This is a genomic window from Ornithinibacillus salinisoli, from assembly GCF_042684965.1.
GTDB classification, from domain to species: domain Bacteria; phylum Bacillota; class Bacilli; order Bacillales; family Amphibacillaceae; genus Ornithinibacillus; species Ornithinibacillus salinisoli.
Genome location: NZ_JBHUMI010000010.1, coordinates 1 through 16,529 on the forward strand (window position 1 = coordinate 1; position 16,529 = coordinate 16,529).

Sequence of the window (16,529 nt, forward strand, 5' to 3'; positions counted from 1 at the left end):
ATTGACTATGGCCTCCTTGGTGGGTGGTAGATTGAGTTAAACTTGGTTAAGTACTTCAATCGTAGCATAGTCAATGGGACTTTTTGTGTTTGAATATATTATTTCAAACACCAGGAAATTATAAAATATAATACCTGTGGATATTTCTTGGCAGGAACAGCCACGTCCAGCTCCGACGGACAGGACGTCCTAGTGTCGATGACGCCACAGGACGTGGCGTTTTCATCGACCAGCGCCCAGCGACTAGCGCAACTTCCCTCACCTCCGTACGATAACAGTTCGACATAGTCGAACATCCTTAAACTGTAAGATTAAAGGAAGGCCGACTAAAATCGGGCTTTGCGCCCAACGTCGGCATACCCCTATGAAGGGGCATGTTTCCTTTATCTCCTACGGGGAATGTTCAATTAAAACCACCACTTTGCGTGGCAACATTGAACCACCAGCGTTACGCTGGCGCAGTTCGTACGTCGCTACGACGCACAGGACGTGNCTTTGTTCTATTCAAAGGCTATGTAAACCTAAATAATAGATTGTGTATTTGCTACAAGTAGATTAGCTATTTGTAGTCAATTTTATAAGCTTTTGAAGGACATTATCAGGCGAATTTCCATGAGAAAAGTCCTTCATAAAACTGAAGCAGTACAACATGACTTTGACTGGAAATGCAAAAAAAGGATTTGCTAAACGAGTTGAACTAATGATAGTCTCTATGCCTAAAACACTAATTATTATTAGACCTATATTTATTATTTCCTGGGACTTTTTTTATGTTGTTCCAGGCTTCAATCGCTTCTTTTCGACTTTTACCTTGGTTAATGGGATCAGCGTAAAAATCACGAATAAATTGGTTGTATTCAAATTGAGGAGCTATTTTTTTCTTATAAGCCGGGTCTTTCTTTCGTTCTTCTTCTTCATACCAAGCATCTACAACATCACGATACGTTTTTCCAATGTTATTTTTAAAATAGTTTTGGATGTAGGTAGAAAAATGAAAATTAGGTATAACTGTCTTAAAAAAAGCTCTTACATTTTGACTGCAACGGTGATTTTCTGTAATGACCGTATCGAGACTTATATCGAGTTGTAGTTTTGCTTTCTTGCTTCCCCTTGATTTTCTAACAGGATTTTTTATCTCTCCTGTCCGAAGAAATATCTCAATTCTGTCGGATATATCTAATTTTGCACCAGAAGGACTTATTCCATTTTCTTTACAGAATGACTGTAATTCTTACTTTAACCAATAGAATTCTTTAAATTTCTGTACGCTAATATTTTTGGTTAGATTCGGTCTCAAAAACAACACCCCCATATAATCACTCATTATAGAACGAATGTTCCTTTTATTCAATATAAATATCGTATGTAAATACAAAAAGCACCACAATTTTTGTGATGCTTTTTGTAAAAATCCTCTGTAATGTATTTGTCGTGATCAGACTGCAATGACAAGTAACGGTATCCGCAATTATGACGTACTTTTCTTTTTTGGTACAACACCAATGGTACAACGTGAAATACAAATAAGTTCTTCATTTTCATCGACAATCTTGATTTCCCATACCATAGTTGTTTTTCCTACATGGAAAGGAGTTGCTTTTGCAGTAACGATTCCTTCGCGCTTACTTTTAATATGATTAGCATTAATTTCAAGACCGAATACATTGTATGCTTCCAAATCTACGTGTAAGCACGCACCGATGCTTGCTGCGGATTCAGCTAAAGCTACATTTGCACCTCCGTGTAAAAAGCCAACAGGCTGATGGGTGCGTTTATCGACAGGCATAGACATGACGATTAGATTTTTATCCAAAGATACAACTTCTATTCCCAATGATTCCATTAACGTATTACTTAAATCCATCCATACTCCCCCTTGTTATCTATAGTAATTTTTCAATTAATAATGATATACCTAGTAGAAAACCATAAATAGTATTTGTTTTACCTGTAGCAACCATTGCTGGCATCATTTCAAGTGGTTGTGTTTTACCCCAAAAGTTTTTGATTACTTTAATGACTAATGGTAATGCGATAAATGTAATTAATGACCAGAATGGTAGGATTCCTAATACAATATAGTAAGCTGTTAAACCAATTGCTGTTATAAATAGAAGCGCTAAGAAGCGAATTGCATTTGGTCTACCGATAAGGATAGCGATCGTTTTTCTACCGTTTTCTTTGTCTCCATCGAGATCGCGAATGTTATTAGCGAGCATGATACAACCAATGAAGATAGCAATAGGAATGGAGATCCAAAAAACTTCCGGTGTCATCGTTCCTGTTTGGATAAAATAACTTATTCCAATAATAACGGTTCCCATAAAAAATCCTGCAAACAGTTCACCTAGTGGAGTATAGGCAATTGGTAGTGGCCCACCTGTGTATAAGTATCCAAGTGCCATACAAACAAGTCCAATTAATGCAATCCACCAACTTGATTCACTGCATATATACAATCCAAGCAAAAAAGATATAAAATAAAATGATAGCGCTAAATGTAAAACAGTTTTTGGCTTGATACCGTCACGAACGATGGTACCACCTATACCAACTGACTCTTCTGTATCAAGACCACGTACATAGTCATAATACTCATTAAACATATTTGTAGCAGATTGAATTAGCATGGAAGCAAATAACATTGCTAAAAATAACCATACGTTAAACGATTCATCATTAACTGCTACCATTGTTCCAACAAAAACAGGTACAAATGAAGCTGTTAATGTATGTGGACGTAAAAGTCGCCACCATACTTGTACCCCACCTTTTTCATTTAGGGCTTGCTTTATGTGGTCTTTATTAGTCGTGTTCATTTATGCTTTCCCCCTGAGAATACTATATCATATTAAGTTTATGGAAATTGATATAAGGTGTCAATTGTATAATGTGGTAATATATAGATGGGATTCAATTGAACGGTCTTAAATATAGTTCCATTTCTTGAGAAACAATAGAAAAGAGAATAAAATAGGAATGAAGTTTCTATTTTTACATGGAGGTTTATCATAGATGCTTAAGGTTAAAGAAGATATATTAGAGTCTATGCTAGAAAAGGCTATTCATAATATACAAACTGATGAAACAAAGCTTGTCAGTTATACAAAAAAAATTAATGAAATAAATCCGTTATATTTTTTTGAAGCAGCAGAAAAATTAGGGAATCGCACATATTGGAGAAGTTCTATTGATGACTTTTGCATCATCGGAGTTGGTTCTACATTAGAAATAGCAACAGAACAATCAGATATGAATTATACAGAAAATAGATGGCAGACAGTATTAGAAGAAGCAATTATTCATAATCCTTATAACGTTCCTGGAACAGGGGTTATTGCCTTAGGTGGGATGGCTTTTGATCCGAAAAAGGAAAAAACAGAGCTTTGGAGCAATTACAAAGCAAGTCAATTTACTATTCCTGAATTTACGCTTGCCAAGATTGAAGGTAATTATTATTTAACGACTATTACTCGAGTAAATCGTAATGATCATGCTAAACAATTATTGACTCAACTCAATGCAAAGGAACAGCAATTGCTATCACCTGTTGAAAGCTTTCCTGAAAATGTCCACGTTATTTCACAAGAGGAGATTCAGCCTGAATCATGGAAAAAAACAGTTAAAAAGGCAACAGATGAAATAAACAAACATGAAACTGAAAAAATTGTCCTTGCTCGAGAAATTCGTCTTCATCTTTCAAAGGAAGCATCTATTACTGCCGTTTTACGTGAGTTAGTGGAAACACAGCCAAATAGTTATGTTTTTGCTTTTGAACAGGAAAAGGATTGTTTTATCGGTGCCACGCCAGAACGTCTAGTGAAAATTGAAGGAAACCAATTACTTTCAACCTGTTTGGCAGGAACTGCACCAAGGGGAAAATCACTTGAAGAAGATGAGAAATTTAAATACACATTGCTTCATGATCAAAAGAATCGTGAAGAGCATGATTTTGTAGTCCAGATGATAAAACAGGCAATGGAGAACTATTGTGAAAATATTGTTATTCCGAAGGATCCTGACATTTTATCACTTTCTAATTTACAACATTTGTATACACCTGTAAGAGCAACACTTAGAGAGGGCTATAGTATTTTTAATGTGATAGAAAAATTACATCCGACACCAGCTCTTGGAGGGACACCTCGGGAAAAATCATTAGCATTCATTCGTCATTATGAACATATGGATCGTGGATGGTACGGTGCTCCGGTGGGATGGTTAGATAGTAATGCAAATGGCGAGTTTGCCGTAGCAATTCGTTCAGGACTTATTCGAGGTGATAAAGCTTCATTATTTGCAGGGTGTGGAATTGTACGTGACTCCGATCCAGAGGCAGAATATGCCGAAACGAACATAAAGTTCTTACCGATGTTGTCTGTATTAGGAGGAGTATAATGGAATATAAAGAACAATTAACGAGATTTGTTGCAAACTTTGTAGATGAATTGGCTGAATCGGGTTTAACGGATGTAGTAATATCACCTGGATCCAGATCGACACCACTGGCAATGACATTGGCTGAGCATCCTGAAATAAAGGAATGGATAATCTTAGACGAACGATCAGCGTCCTTTTTTGGATTGGGTTTGGCCAAGCAAACCAATCGGCCAGTTGCTTTACTTTGTTCTTCGGGGACAGCAACTGCAAATTATTTTCCAGCTATCATCGAAGCACATCAAAGTAGAGTACCATTAATTGTGCTAACAGCTGATCGTCCTCATGAATTAAGGGATGTTGGCGCACCACAAGCTATTGATCAAATAAAGTTATATGGTAACTATGTCAAATGGTTTCAAGAAATGCCTTTACCTGAGGCTACACCTAGCATGTTGATGTATGCAAGAAGTAATGCATCACGTGCAATACATACTGCTTTAGAAGGTAACTCGGGTCCAGTTCATTTGAACTTTCCATTCCGTGAACCTTTGATTCCTGATTTTTCATTGGATAATGTATGGGGAGAGAATCGGGATGATTCATACGCTCCTGTCCATGAAGGGATGAAAAGACTGCCAGACCAAATTATTGAAACGATCCTTTTCAAAATTAAATCCATGGACCGTGGATTAATTGTATGTGGTCCACAAATCGATAGCAATTTGGGACAGGCAATCGCAAAGTTAGCATCAGTTTGGGGCTTACCAGTATTAGTAGATCCATTATCACAAATTAGATCTGGAGATCATGAAAAAGATAATATTATAGAAGGCTATGATGCTTTTTTACGAAATGAAAGTTACCGTAAAGAATTGAAAGCAGATTTTATTATTCGTTTCGGAGCAATGCCGGTATCAAAAGCATATCTTTTTTATGCTCAAGAACATATGGATGCACAGCATTTTATTGTAGAAAAACATTCTGGGTATCGTGAGCCGGTAGGAAATCGCACGGATTTTATTTATTCAGACCCTGTTACACTCTGTTCACAACTATTAGAAGCAGGATTAGAAATACATTTCAATACAAAGTGGCTTGAAAAGTGGAAGAAAATGAATAGTATTACGAGACAACATCTCGAAGGAATTTCAGACAAGACACTGACAGAAGGTTCGGCAGTCCGGACATTATTACAAGCTATACCTGACCGTAGCAGTCTATACGTCGGTAATAGTATGGCAATTCGAGATGTCGATACATTTTTCTTATCCTCTTCGAAGGATATTTATGTTTTGGCGAATCGTGGAGCAAATGGAATTGACGGGATGGTATCAAGCGCTCTGGGAGCTGCGGCATCAGGAACCCCTGTTACGTTAGTTTTAGGGGATTTATCTTTTTATCATGATATGAATGGGCTGCTAGCAGCTAAACATTACCAGTTGAATGTAACTATCTTATTGATTAACAATAATGGTGGAGGTATATTTTCATTCTTACCTCAGGCATCTGAGCAGAAACATTTTGAAGCATTATTTGGTACACCAGTAAATCTAGAATTCGAGCAAGCAGTTCGTATGTATGGTGGCTCCTATCATTCACCTTCAGATGAAACAGAATTGGAAAATGCTTTACAAAAAAGCTATCACGAGACTGGTTTATCTGTCGTAGAAGTTAAAACGGATCGGGAAGAAAATGTTACTTGGCATCGTAATCTTTGGAATAATATTTCAGATGATATTCACAAGTCGGTGATTCAATGAAATTTACAACAGGAGATGCGACCTACTGGTACGAAGTATATGGATCAGGGGAGCCGATTGTTCTCTTACATGGGTTTACAGGGAGTACACAAACATGGTCAAATTTCATAACGAAATGGAAATCGTCACTCCAAATTATCGCAATTGATTTACCTGGCCACGGTAGGACTAATACGCCGACACCAAAAACGATGATTGCTTGTTGTCAGGACCTAAACAAACTCTTTCATCATTTACATCTTGAAACATTCCATTTGGTTGGATACTCGATGGGAGGAAGAACTGCGCTTTCGTTCTCGATGATGTACCCAGACTTTATCAAATCACTCATTTTAGAAAGTGCTTCACCAGGGTTAGCAGTACGTACGGAAAGGGAAAAAAGACGGGAAAAAGATGTGGAATTAGCCCAACGAATTGAACAAGAAGGAGTAACCAATTTTGTGAGTTACTGGGAAAATATCCCATTATTCAGCTCTCAAAAGAAACTGTCCGCCACCATTCAGCAATCTATTCGCAACGAACGTGTATCACAGGAAAAAGATGGGTTAGCATCTTCCTTGAGGTATATGGGTACAGGTAGCCAACCGAGCTGGTGGGAAGAACTTAAATCCTTTCGAAAGCCTGTCTTATTAGTAGTTGGTGAATTAGATGAAAAGTTTCAACTAATTAATCAAAGGATGGAAAAACACTTACAGAAAAGTAATTTAACCGTTGTTAAAAATGCTGGGCATGCAATTCATGTGGAACAAGCTGAGATTTTTGGTAAAATAGTAACAGAGTTTATTTTTCAAAACTCTAATTGATGTTTTTTTATACATATCAATTTACATTAAGGAGGATTTTAATGACTGTAGCATGGGAAAAGGTCAGAAACTATGAAGAAATTATTTATGAAAAATATAATGGTATTGCTAAGGTGACCATTAACCGTCCGGAAAAACGTAATGCTTTTACTCCACTAACTGTTAATGAAATGATTGACGCATTTGCAGACGCTCGCGATGATTCATCCATTGGCGTAATCGTGTTAGCTGGTGCTGGTGAAAAAGCGTTCTGCTCTGGAGGAGACCAATCTGTGAGAGGACATGGTGGTTATGTAGGTAGTGACCAAGTTCCTCGGTTAAACGTACTTGATCTTCAGCGTTTAATTCGTACAATACCGAAACCAGTTATTGCAATGGTATCAGGATATGCAATTGGTGGGGGACATGTTTTACACGTTGTCTGCGATTTAACCATTGCAGCGGATAATGCTATTTTTGGACAAACTGGACCGAAAGTAGGAAGTTTTGATGCGGGGTATGGTGCCGGATTACTAGCTCGTATGGTAGGTCATAAACGCGCTCGTGAAATTTGGTTCTTATGTCGTCAGTATAGTGCAGATGAAGCATATGAAATGGGATTAGTAAACACGGTTGTTCCACTAGAAAAATTAGAAGAGGAAACGATTCAATGGTGTGAAGAAATTTTAGAAAAATCACCTACTGCACTACGTTTCTTGAAAGCCTCCTTTAATGCAGATACAGATGGATTGGCTGGACTTCAACAAATGGGTGGGGATGCTACACTTCTATATTACACAACAGACGAAGCTAAAGAAGGAAGAGATGCATTCAAAGAAAAAAGAAAGCCGGACTTTGATCAATTCCCACGTTTCCCTTGATTGAGTATGCTTTTGATGAGAAACCTTTGCTTAATTGCAAAGGTTTTTCAATTAGTTTAGAAAGGAGGGCATTTTCATGACCGAAACTATTCCGCATTGGCTTTCGAAACAAGCAAATCTAGCTCCGGACCATCCAGCTATCGAATTAGAGGATGGAACAAAGCTCACGTTCCTTGAGCTACAACATAAAAGTAAATTATTTGCTAAGAAATTAGCTGCTATGGAAATACGAAAAGGTAGTCATGTCGGTATTTTATCTACTAATGATGTAAAAATGATTATTGCAATCCATGCATTAAGTTATATTGGTGCAGTAGCTGTTTTATTAAATACTCGCCTTACATCGGAAGAGTTAAATTATCAACTTGAAGATGCAAAGGTTTCAGTCTTACTTACATCTGACGAGCAATTATCGAAGGCGGAACCGTTACATGCTCATAAGAAAAAATCGTTCACCGATGTGGAAAATATGAAAGAGGCTAATGTTGAGTTAGTTAGTGAACTACACCTTGATGATACATTTACTATCATATACACGTCCGGTACAACTGGATTTCCAAAAGGTGTTCAACATACATACGGAAACCATTGGTGGAGTGCCATAGGTTCCGCGTTGAATCTGGGGTTACTGAAAGATGACAAGTGGTTGGCAGTATTACCTATGTTTCATGTTGGAGGGTTATCCATTTATATAAAGAGTGCTATCTATGGAATGCCTGTGTTGTTGTTTGAAAAATTTGATGACGAAAAGGTTCATCAGGCAATTATGCATCGTGGTGTAACAATGATATCTGTCGTTACAGTCATGGTACAAAGACTAATAGAAAAACTTGGTGATAAAGTCTACCCGAAGGAGTTTCGATGCATGCTACTTGGGGGAGGACCAGCACCAAAATCATTATTAGAAACAGCAAAGGAAAAGCATATCCCAATATTTCAGTCTTATGGTATGACAGAAACCTCTTCTCAAATAGCGACATTAAGTCCTCATGATGCCTTAGAAAAAATTGGGTCATCAGGAAAGCCATTAGTTCCAGCACAACTTAGGATTATACATCCAGACCAAGATAATATTGGAGAAATTGCAGTAAAAGGACCGATGGTGACTAAAGGTTATTTTCATAATCAAGATGCTACTAAAAAATCCTTTCAAGACGAATGGCTCTTAACTGGCGATTTAGGCTATTTAGATGATGATGGCTTCTTATATGTAGTGGATCGAAGAAAGGATCTAATTATTTCAGGTGGAGAAAATATTTATCCCTCAGAAATAGAAAGCGTATTATCAGCTATGAATGGAATTAAAGAAATTGGAATTGTAGGTAAGCAGGATGGGACATGGGGTCAGGTCCCTATTGCTTTTATTGTTTCAAATAATGAACTAACGAAAGAAGAAATATATCAATTTGCAGAAAAACGTTTAGCAAAATATAAAATTCCAAAAGAAGTATATTTTGTGGATGCATTGCCAAGAAATGCATCCAATAAGTTAGTTAGAAACAAGCTATTATCCACAATTAATAGAAGGAGTGACAGTTAATTATAACGGCTCATATTTGGAAGAAAAAATCGTTATTATCATTCGGAATTCCTTCCGCATACACTTTGAATTGATTACAAATAGGCATAAGGACTGATAATCCTTATGCTTATTGTTATTCATTCTTTGATACAGTATCCAACGGGAAAATTCAATGAGAAAGACAGTCCTAAATACCATATCTTACGGGCATTTAAGAACTTCATAAGGATGAATAATCATGATAATAAAAAAAGAGAAGCCAACTTGTTGATGGCTTCTCAAAAGTTATGTTATTTATTTTTCATTCATTCTAACGAACCTGTTAATGTAATTCTTTATTATTTATCTAGTAACGGCTCATAATTCGTTGAATAGATCGATTTTAGCTCTGTTTTAGGTGAAATATGAAGCTTAGCATGATTAACTGCAATAGGACCTTCATTAAATCCTCCAGCGATCAAATTTAATTTTCCAGGATAATTGGCAATATCACCAACAGCAAAAATTCCTGGAACAGATGTAACCATTGTATGATCGACTTGGATGGATCCGCCATTCATTTGCATACCCCAATCCGTAATCTGGCCTAAATCAATGTTAAATCCGTGATTTACGATTAAACTATCCGTTTTGATCTCTTTCACTGTACCATCTTCAACATGTTTAATGACTATACTAGATAATTGCCCATTTCCTCCGTTTAATTCCGTGATCTCATATGGATTAAGCACTTCAACAGAAGAGTTCATCATTTTCGTAATGTTACTTTCAATACCTGTGAAGGATGATTTACGGTATACTAATGTAACCTTGTCAGCGATTGGCTCCAGCTCATTGGCCCAATCTATTGCTGAATTTCCTCCCCCAGAAATTACTACTTGTTTTCCGGCATAGCTTTGCAACTTTCTTATGTAATAATGAAGATTGTTTTCTTCAAAAACAACTGCATCAGGTAGGTCTAGTTTTACTGATTGCAAGGTACCATATCCTGTAGCTAATATAACTGTTTTCGTATAATGTTTATCTCCATTACTACTAGTTAAAAGGAATGTTCCATCATCGAGTCTTTCCATTCCGGTAATTTGCTGTTCTAGAATAATAGTAGGGTCGAAGGTTTTTGCTTGTTCAATTAAATTCTCTGTAAATTCCTCACCAGATACATGAGGAATACCTCCAACATCTCTTATTATTTTTTCTGGGTAGAAATAAGGCACCTTTCCACCTAAAAAAGGGAGAAATTCAATTATTTTTGTTTTCATTTCTCGCATACCACTATAAAATGCAGTGAATAGTCCAATGGGACCTCCACCAATAATTGTTACATCATATAAATCTTGTTGCGTAGACATTATAAATTTCCTCCTGAAATGTTACTTGGTTTTCATTAATAAATAGACAAAGTAAGGTACACTTAGAATAGCGACGACAATACCTACTGGAATTTGTGTAGGTGTTAATATATTTTTACCGATCATATCAGCAACCATTAACAACAACGCCCCTATTAAGGCTGAAATCGGAATTACATAATGATGTAAAGGTCCTATTAGCTTTCTAGCGATATGCGGCACTACTAGTCCTAAAAAGGCAATCGCACCTCCAGCAGCAACCGAGGCTCCTGCTAATGCAACCGCAATAATTAATAATTTTATTCGTTCCTTTTCTACACTAGTCCCGAGTCCTGAGGCAACCTCATCACCAAAACCTAAGATATTTAAAGAATGTGCTTTATACATTGCTAATGGTACAAGGATTATCATCCAAGGTAATAGTGCAATTACAAAATTCCAGTTTGCACTCCAAATATCACCAGATAACCAAACAGCTGCTTGTCTAAAATCTTGAGGGTCCATTTTCAACTGAAAGATGATTAGTAATGCACCGAACCCAGCATTTACACCTATCCCTACAAGAATTAACCGAATGGGATCTACTCCTTTTTTCCAAGCGAGAGTATAAATTAGCAAGGCTGCAAAAAGAGCACCACATAATGCAAAAATTGGCATGATTAAGGTGGACAATAAGTTACTTGTATCTAAGCTATTCTGGAAAAAGAAAATATACAAAACAACTGCTAATCCAGCTCCTGAGTTAATACCTAGTATTCCGGGATCAGCAAGCTCGTTTTGCGTAACTCCTTGTAAAATAGCTCCGGATACGGCTAACCCTGACCCAATTAGTAAAGCTAATACAATACCAGGTAATCGAAAATCGAATAGGACTAATTCTTGTCTCTCCGTACCTTGGTTAAATAGCGTTTTTAATACCTCGATAGGAGAAATCTGGATAACTCCTGTGCTTAAGCTGATAAAAAACATCATAATAATTAATAGAATTAGGACACAAATAATTAATGAGAATTTTTTATGTTTCTTTTCTTCGTATGTATTCACTGTTTTCCACCTCCACTACTTCGTGCCAAATATAAGAAGAAAGGAACGCCTATAAGGGAGGTTATGGCTCCAACAGGTGTTTCAAAAGGTGCATTTATTAGTCTTGAAACAAGGTCAGATAATACGAGTAGTAATGCACCGAAAATTGCTGATGAAGGTATTATCCAGCGATAATCAGTTCCAACAATAAACCGGGTAATATGTGGAACAATAAGTCCGACAAATCCAACTGCGCCAGCAATAGATACTGCTGCTCCGGTTAGAATAAGTACAGAAAGAATTCCTAATAGTTTTATTATTATATTCTTTTGTCCTAAACTAGTTGCTACATCCTCACCTAAACTTAGGACGGTGATAGATTTGGCTATGGTAAAAGCTAAAATTAAACCAACACACCCAGCAGCAAGTAAAATTTGAATACTAATCCAACTTGTACCTGCAAGACCACCAGCTAACCAAAATCCCATTTGTTGTTCCAATTGGAAATGTAGTGCAATCATCGATGATATGGAGCTTAACATGGTTCCAATTGCTACTCCTGCTAATGCAAGTTTTACAGGAGTTAACCCTCCCGTTGACATCGATCCAATGGCAAATACAATGATGACAGCTATTCCTGCCCCAATAAAGGAAGCAAACGTTGAACCAATAAAGGAGATTGTAGGAAAAAATGCCAGTGTAATGACTAGTGCAAACGCTGCTCCATCGGTAACGCCCATAATTGAAGGTGACGCTAAAGGGTTACGTGTCATTCCCTGCATAACGGAGCCAGATACAGCTAGAAAAGCTCCTACTAAAGTGGCGGATAGTGCTCGGGGCAATCGTAGTTCTTGAATAACCTGATGGTTAGTAATTTCCGGGTCAAAATGAAAAATGGCATCCCATACAGTGGATAATTCAATTCTTGCTACCCCAATAGATATTGATAATCCAATGGAAATAATTAGTACAATTAATGCAATAATATTTATAAGGAGCCTTAAGCCTTTTGAATGATTTATTTTGTATAACATAATTTTCTCCTAATTTGTAAAATAAGTTGACTTTGTAATTGAAAATGATTATCATTACCGTGTGCCATTATAACATATTGGAGGGTTACATATGTATATAAATTTTAAAAAAAACGTAGCATTTTATTTGATGCTCGTTGGTTTACTCATAATCGTTACTGCATGCAGTGATGGTGAATCAAATGAAAGTGAAAATGATTCTGACAAGAGTGAAGAGGTTACACTTGATTCTGAAATGGGTGAGGTTACTATCCCTTCAGACGTAGATAGAGTAATTGCGCCATATCACGAAGATGCATTACTCGCTCTTGATATAACACCTGTTGCAAAATGGGTTATCGGTACAAGTATTCAAGACTATTTGGAAAATGATTTAAGTGAACTACCTGGTATCGAATGGAATCTTCCATTAGAGCAGGTATTAAATCATGAACCAGATCTTATTATTTTAGAAAATAATTTAGATAGCTATGAAGGAACATATGAAGATTATAGCAAAATTGCTTCTACGTATGTAATGGATGAACAAACGACGAAAAGTTGGCGCAATCAGATAACAACGTTTGGAAAGATTTTTGGAAAAGAAAACGAGGCCAAGAAAGTGTTAGCCGATTATGATGTTAAGGTTGCTGAAGCTAGTGAGCAATTAAAAGAGGCAATTGGAGATGAAACTGTGGCAGCAATTTGGGTCGCAGGGGAGCAATTCTTTTTATTTGAGCATGATCGTCATAGTGCAGAAGTTCTTTACGACGTTTTAGGTGTACACCAGCCAAATCTTGTATCGGAACTAGGCGATTCTGAGTTGCAATGGAATCCATTATCGATTGAGAAATTGTCTGAATTAGATGCTGACCATGTATTTCTATTAGCAACAGAAGGTGAACAAGGGATAGAAATGTTGGAAAATAGTGCTGTTTGGCAAAGCACACGAGCGGCTGAAAATGGTAATATTTATAGAATTGAAGATCCAAGTAATTGGACAAACAAAGGATTAATTGCTTCACAGCAAACAATTGATGAAGTTTTAAACGCCCTAGCTGAGTAAAAAAATAAGAAAAAAATTTTCTTATTGAAAATGATTATCATTGACTAAATGACAAAAAGGAAATAAACTAGAAGTAGTGATTTAGGAAAATAGCCCATATATATTAGTATATAGGGGTTGAGTACGGAATAGGGGAGAGATTCCAATGCAAACGTTGACGGCAAAAGAGTTAACACTTGGATATGGTGACTCAATTATTATCGATGATTTGAACTTGGAAATTCCTAAAGGGGAAATTACGGTTTTTATTGGTGGTAATGGGTGTGGTAAATCAACATTACTTCGATCTTTAGCTCGACTTATGAAGCCTAAAGAAGGAGATGTTGTATTAAATGGGGAAGATATAGCAAAAATGGCGACAAAGGACGTTGCTAGAAAATTAGCAATCTTACCACAAAGCCCAACAACTCCTGAAGGATTAACAGTTAAAGAATTGGTAAAACAAGGTAGACACCCATATAGAGGATTCTTAAAGCAATGGTCAAAAGAAGATGAGGATGCGGTTACACATGCGTTAGAAGTAACTAACATTAGTAATTTGCAGGATCGTTCCGTCGATTCTTTATCTGGAGGACAGCGTCAACGTGCTTGGATTGCGATGACCCTTGCTCAGGATACGGATTTAATACTTCTTGATGAACCAACGACTTATTTAGATATGACACATCAAATCGATGTCTTGGATTTATTGTTTGAATTAAATGAAAAAGATGGAAGAACAATCGTAATGGTGTTACATGATATAAACCTTGCTAGTCGTTATGCCCATCACATTGTTGCTATAAGGGACAAAAAAGTTTTTGCTCAAGGAAAACCGGAAGAAATTATTAATTGTAATTTGGTTCATGAGGTTTTCGACATGAAATGTGATGTCATGTATGATCCAATGTTTGGTACACCGATGTGTATTCCACATGGTAAAGGCAGATGTCTTTTTGCAAATCGTACAATAAATTAATATAAAAAAATCAATTCCAAACTCATCAATTCTAATTGGTGAGTTTTTTTATACATGCTTCTTTCATTTTGTGCCAAATTAAGCATAGGAGGTATGAGGTATGGAAAAGAAAAAATACTATATCAGTTTGCAATCTCGTGAGATATCCCAAATAAAGTACGATAACAATGATGAATTCGTGGTGTATGCAACGGAAGAAGAAATAGAGGAACTTCGTTCGAAAATGGATCACATGGAGGCTGCTGCTTTTGGCACTTTTTTACGGTCGCATGTACCGATTAAACCTTACCATGAAGATGAATCAAATGACGAATATGACGCAGGATTAACAGAGGCTTTTCAAATGCTTTATCAATTAGGTGATGCAAATACAAAATCTCATATAGAAAGCATTGGAATTCTAGCAGATAGGCATATGTAAATAGAATGTGGAATAGGATATTGTATATCTTATTCCATTTTTTATTCTTTGTTTATCGATATACATTATTAGGAATAATATAAAGACTTGTAATAGGAGGAACCTATTATATGCTACGTAAATCTATTATTTTACTAGTCGTTTCAGTTTTACTGTATTCCTTGTATCATCTTCACGATAGAAAACTACTGGCAGCTAGTAATTATTTAGAGGGTAAAAACCATGTATTTATATATGGAGACATTCAGAATAAGGTGACTATGTATCCGATTGAATTATCACATGACGAAATATATCATATAATGAATTCCTTCATGAATATGTTAGTTCAAGAAACGGATGAAGATTATAAGGTAGTTCATTTTGGAAGCAAAGAGGAACTATTAAAGGAATTTGAAAAGTTATCTTCTCGAGATGTAGCAGCACAGTTTGTGGATTATTACTACTATGAAGAGGCTGATAATCTGTATTTAGTTCCAACTGAAACACCTCCTTGGTTTATGGAAAAAAATGAATATGATATAGTAAAATCAGACCAAAAACAAGTTAAAATTGTCCAGGGAAATCATTCGGTATTTTTTGGAGACTATACTATTGAAATTACCTTCTCGAATATAAATAGCAATTGGAAAATTACAGACATTGCTTATCCGACTTAGTATTCCTGTGATGATTTTTGATAAAAGGCAGCTGAAATAATGTATATTTTTAAAGATTTTTATAACAATGAGGTTAAATTATCTTTTGAGGATCATCCATTTTCCCAAACGCCAAAGCATGTTTGGGTTATATGCAAATATGAAAACAAATGGCTATTAACCGAACACAAAGCCCGAGGGTTAGAGTTTCCAGGTGGGAATGTTGAAGTGGAAGAGAATGCTGAAGAAGCGGCAATCAGAGAAGTGAAGGAGGAGACGGGTGGTACGGTTAGCGATTTAACGTATATTGGACAGTATTATGTAGCGGGTAAAGGGAGACATATTGTAAAAAATGTATATTTTGCTACGATCAAAACACTCGATGACCAAGAGACGTATTTTGAAACTAATGGACCCGTATTATTGCAAGAGATTCCTTCAAATGTAAAGGAAAATCATTTATATAGCTTTATTATGAAAGACGATGTATTGACGTATTGTTTAAATTATATTCAAAAAGAGTTTCTTATAAGTTAATTCAAGAGGCTGGGATAAAAATGTTTTAATCAAAGAAAAAATCCGAACTTTGATTCGAAATTCTACAATTAAAATGATATGCTCCCCTTAAGGTAGACAGATTAAAAAAAAATCTGTTCACCTTAGGGGGAATTTTTATGTCTAATCGAGCTTGTTCTATTGAACTTAAACTGGAGGTAATCCAGGCTTATAAAGATAA

General features: G+C 36.3%; 15 protein-coding genes and 1 pseudogene. 10 read left to right on the forward strand and 6 right to left on the reverse strand.

Annotation, left to right across the window (positions count from 1 at the left end; translation table 11 throughout):
* Positions 1–724: 724 nt before the first annotated feature.
* The 3 genes and pseudogenes from ACFSTA_RS06355 to ACFSTA_RS06365 all read right to left on the reverse strand — a co-directional run bounded on the left by ACFSTA_RS06355 (position 725) and on the right by ACFSTA_RS06365 (position 2,819).
* Positions 725–1,297: pseudogene (locus ACFSTA_RS06355) on the reverse strand (DUF6434 domain-containing protein).
* 171 nt (positions 1,298–1,468) lie between these two features.
* Positions 1,469–1,864: a hotdog fold thioesterase gene (locus tag ACFSTA_RS06360; RefSeq protein WP_377555766.1), complete on the reverse strand. Its 396-nt coding sequence runs from the start codon at positions 1,862–1,864 to the stop codon at positions 1,469–1,471.
* Between the two features lie 19 nt (positions 1,865–1,883).
* A complete protein-coding gene (locus ACFSTA_RS06365; protein ID WP_377555767.1) occupies positions 1,884–2,819 on the reverse strand; it encodes a 1,4-dihydroxy-2-naphthoate polyprenyltransferase in 936 nt (311 codons plus the stop codon).
* A 196-nt stretch (positions 2,820–3,015) separates the two neighbouring features.
* Here ACFSTA_RS06365 and ACFSTA_RS06370 point away from each other — a divergent pair, with 196 nt between their 5' ends.
* The 5 genes from ACFSTA_RS06370 to ACFSTA_RS06390 all read left to right on the forward strand — a co-directional run bounded on the left by ACFSTA_RS06370 (position 3,016) and on the right by ACFSTA_RS06390 (position 9,343).
* Positions 3,016–4,398, forward strand: coding sequence for an isochorismate synthase (locus tag ACFSTA_RS06370; RefSeq protein ID WP_377555769.1), 1,383 nt, complete (start codon positions 3,016–3,018; stop codon positions 4,396–4,398).
* Entirely contained in the window at positions 4,398–6,140 is a 1,743-nt protein-coding gene (gene menD, locus ACFSTA_RS06375) for a 2-succinyl-5-enolpyruvyl-6-hydroxy-3-cyclohexene-1-carboxylic-acid synthase (RefSeq protein WP_377555770.1), read from the forward strand. The genes ACFSTA_RS06370 and menD overlap by 1 nt, the downstream gene beginning before the upstream one ends.
* A complete protein-coding gene (gene menH / locus ACFSTA_RS06380) occupies positions 6,137–6,943 on the forward strand; it encodes a 2-succinyl-6-hydroxy-2,4-cyclohexadiene-1-carboxylate synthase (RefSeq protein WP_377555771.1) in 807 nt (268 codons plus the stop codon). Before menD ends, menH begins: the two co-directional genes overlap by 4 nt.
* Before the next feature lie 41 nt (positions 6,944–6,984).
* Positions 6,985–7,803 carry a 1,4-dihydroxy-2-naphthoyl-CoA synthase gene (gene menB, locus ACFSTA_RS06385; RefSeq protein WP_377555772.1) on the forward strand — a complete coding sequence of 273 codons (819 nt, stop codon included), beginning with the start codon at positions 6,985–6,987 and terminating at the stop codon, positions 7,801–7,803.
* 76 nt (positions 7,804–7,879) lie between these two features.
* On the forward strand, positions 7,880–9,343 hold the full coding sequence (locus tag ACFSTA_RS06390; RefSeq protein ID WP_377555773.1) for an o-succinylbenzoate--CoA ligase: 1,464 nt from the start codon (positions 7,880–7,882) through the stop codon (positions 9,341–9,343).
* Positions 9,344–9,663: 320 nt separating this feature from the next.
* Here the strand turns inward: ACFSTA_RS06390 and ACFSTA_RS06395 are convergent, their stop codons facing one another.
* The 3 genes from ACFSTA_RS06395 to ACFSTA_RS06405 form a co-directional block, all read right to left on the reverse strand.
* Positions 9,664–10,674 (reverse strand): NAD(P)/FAD-dependent oxidoreductase, encoded by a 1,011-nt coding sequence (locus tag ACFSTA_RS06395; RefSeq protein WP_377555774.1) that lies wholly within the window; start codon positions 10,672–10,674, stop codon positions 9,664–9,666.
* Between the two features lie 21 nt (positions 10,675–10,695).
* Positions 10,696–11,646, reverse strand: a complete 951-nt coding sequence (locus ACFSTA_RS06400) for a FecCD family ABC transporter permease (protein ID WP_377555781.1) — start codon at positions 11,644–11,646, stop codon at positions 10,696–10,698.
* Between the two features lie 68 nt (positions 11,647–11,714).
* Positions 11,715–12,731, reverse strand: coding sequence for a FecCD family ABC transporter permease (locus ACFSTA_RS06405; RefSeq protein ID WP_377555775.1), 1,017 nt, complete (start codon positions 12,729–12,731; stop codon positions 11,715–11,717).
* Positions 12,732–12,822: 91 nt separating this feature from the next.
* Here ACFSTA_RS06405 and ACFSTA_RS06410 point away from each other — a divergent pair, with 91 nt between their 5' ends.
* The 5 genes from ACFSTA_RS06410 (at position 12,823) to ytkD (ending at position 16,330) form a co-directional block, all read left to right on the forward strand.
* Positions 12,823–13,776, forward strand: coding sequence for an ABC transporter substrate-binding protein (locus ACFSTA_RS06410; RefSeq protein WP_377555776.1), 954 nt, complete (start codon positions 12,823–12,825; stop codon positions 13,774–13,776).
* Between the two features lie 145 nt (positions 13,777–13,921).
* Entirely contained in the window at positions 13,922–14,734 is an 813-nt protein-coding gene (locus ACFSTA_RS06415) for an ABC transporter ATP-binding protein (protein WP_377555777.1), read from the forward strand.
* A 100-nt stretch (positions 14,735–14,834) separates the two neighbouring features.
* Positions 14,835–15,155, forward strand: a complete 321-nt coding sequence (locus tag ACFSTA_RS06420; RefSeq protein WP_377555778.1) for a hydrolase — start codon at positions 14,835–14,837, stop codon at positions 15,153–15,155.
* Positions 15,156–15,265: 110 nt separating this feature from the next.
* Positions 15,266–15,814 carry a hypothetical protein gene (locus ACFSTA_RS06425; protein WP_377555779.1) on the forward strand — a complete coding sequence of 183 codons (549 nt, stop codon included), beginning with the start codon at positions 15,266–15,268 and terminating at the stop codon, positions 15,812–15,814.
* Between the two features lie 39 nt (positions 15,815–15,853).
* Entirely contained in the window at positions 15,854–16,330 is a 477-nt protein-coding gene (ytkD, locus tag ACFSTA_RS06430) for an RNA deprotection pyrophosphohydrolase (RefSeq protein WP_377555780.1), read from the forward strand.
* Positions 16,331–16,529 lie beyond the last annotated feature (199 nt).

Excerpts from the sequence above, each read along its gene's own strand:
- ACFSTA_RS06360 (WP_377555766.1), bottom strand. The coding sequence starts at position 1,864 with ATGGATTTAAGTAATACGTTAATGGAATCATTGGGAATAGAAGTTGTA.
- ACFSTA_RS06365 (WP_377555767.1), bottom strand. The coding sequence starts at position 2,819 with ATGAACACGACTAATAAAGACCACATAAAGCAAGCCCTAAATGAAAAA.
- ACFSTA_RS06370 (WP_377555769.1), top strand. The coding sequence starts at position 3,016 with ATGCTTAAGGTTAAAGAAGATATATTAGAGTCTATGCTAGAAAAGGCT.
- menD (WP_377555770.1), top strand. The coding sequence starts at position 4,398 with ATGGAATATAAAGAACAATTAACGAGATTTGTTGCAAACTTTGTAGAT.
- menH (WP_377555771.1), top strand. The coding sequence starts at position 6,137 with ATGAAATTTACAACAGGAGATGCGACCTACTGGTACGAAGTATATGGA.
- menB (WP_377555772.1), top strand. The coding sequence starts at position 6,985 with ATGACTGTAGCATGGGAAAAGGTCAGAAACTATGAAGAAATTATTTAT.
- ACFSTA_RS06390 (WP_377555773.1), top strand. The coding sequence starts at position 7,880 with ATGACCGAAACTATTCCGCATTGGCTTTCGAAACAAGCAAATCTAGCT.
- ACFSTA_RS06395 (WP_377555774.1), bottom strand. The coding sequence starts at position 10,674 with ATGTCTACGCAACAAGATTTATATGATGTAACAATTATTGGTGGAGGT.
- ACFSTA_RS06400 (WP_377555781.1), bottom strand. The coding sequence starts at position 11,646 with ATGATGTTTTTTATCAGCTTAAGCACAGGAGTTATCCAGATTTCTCCT.
- ACFSTA_RS06405 (WP_377555775.1), bottom strand. The coding sequence starts at position 12,731 with ATGTTATACAAAATAAATCATTCAAAAGGCTTAAGGCTCCTTATAAAT.
- ACFSTA_RS06410 (WP_377555776.1), top strand. The coding sequence starts at position 12,823 with ATGTATATAAATTTTAAAAAAAACGTAGCATTTTATTTGATGCTCGTT.
- ACFSTA_RS06415 (WP_377555777.1), top strand. The coding sequence starts at position 13,922 with ATGCAAACGTTGACGGCAAAAGAGTTAACACTTGGATATGGTGACTCA.
- ACFSTA_RS06420 (WP_377555778.1), top strand. The coding sequence starts at position 14,835 with ATGGAAAAGAAAAAATACTATATCAGTTTGCAATCTCGTGAGATATCC.
- ACFSTA_RS06425 (WP_377555779.1), top strand. The coding sequence starts at position 15,266 with ATGCTACGTAAATCTATTATTTTACTAGTCGTTTCAGTTTTACTGTAT.
- ytkD (WP_377555780.1), top strand. The coding sequence starts at position 15,854 with ATGTATATTTTTAAAGATTTTTATAACAATGAGGTTAAATTATCTTTT.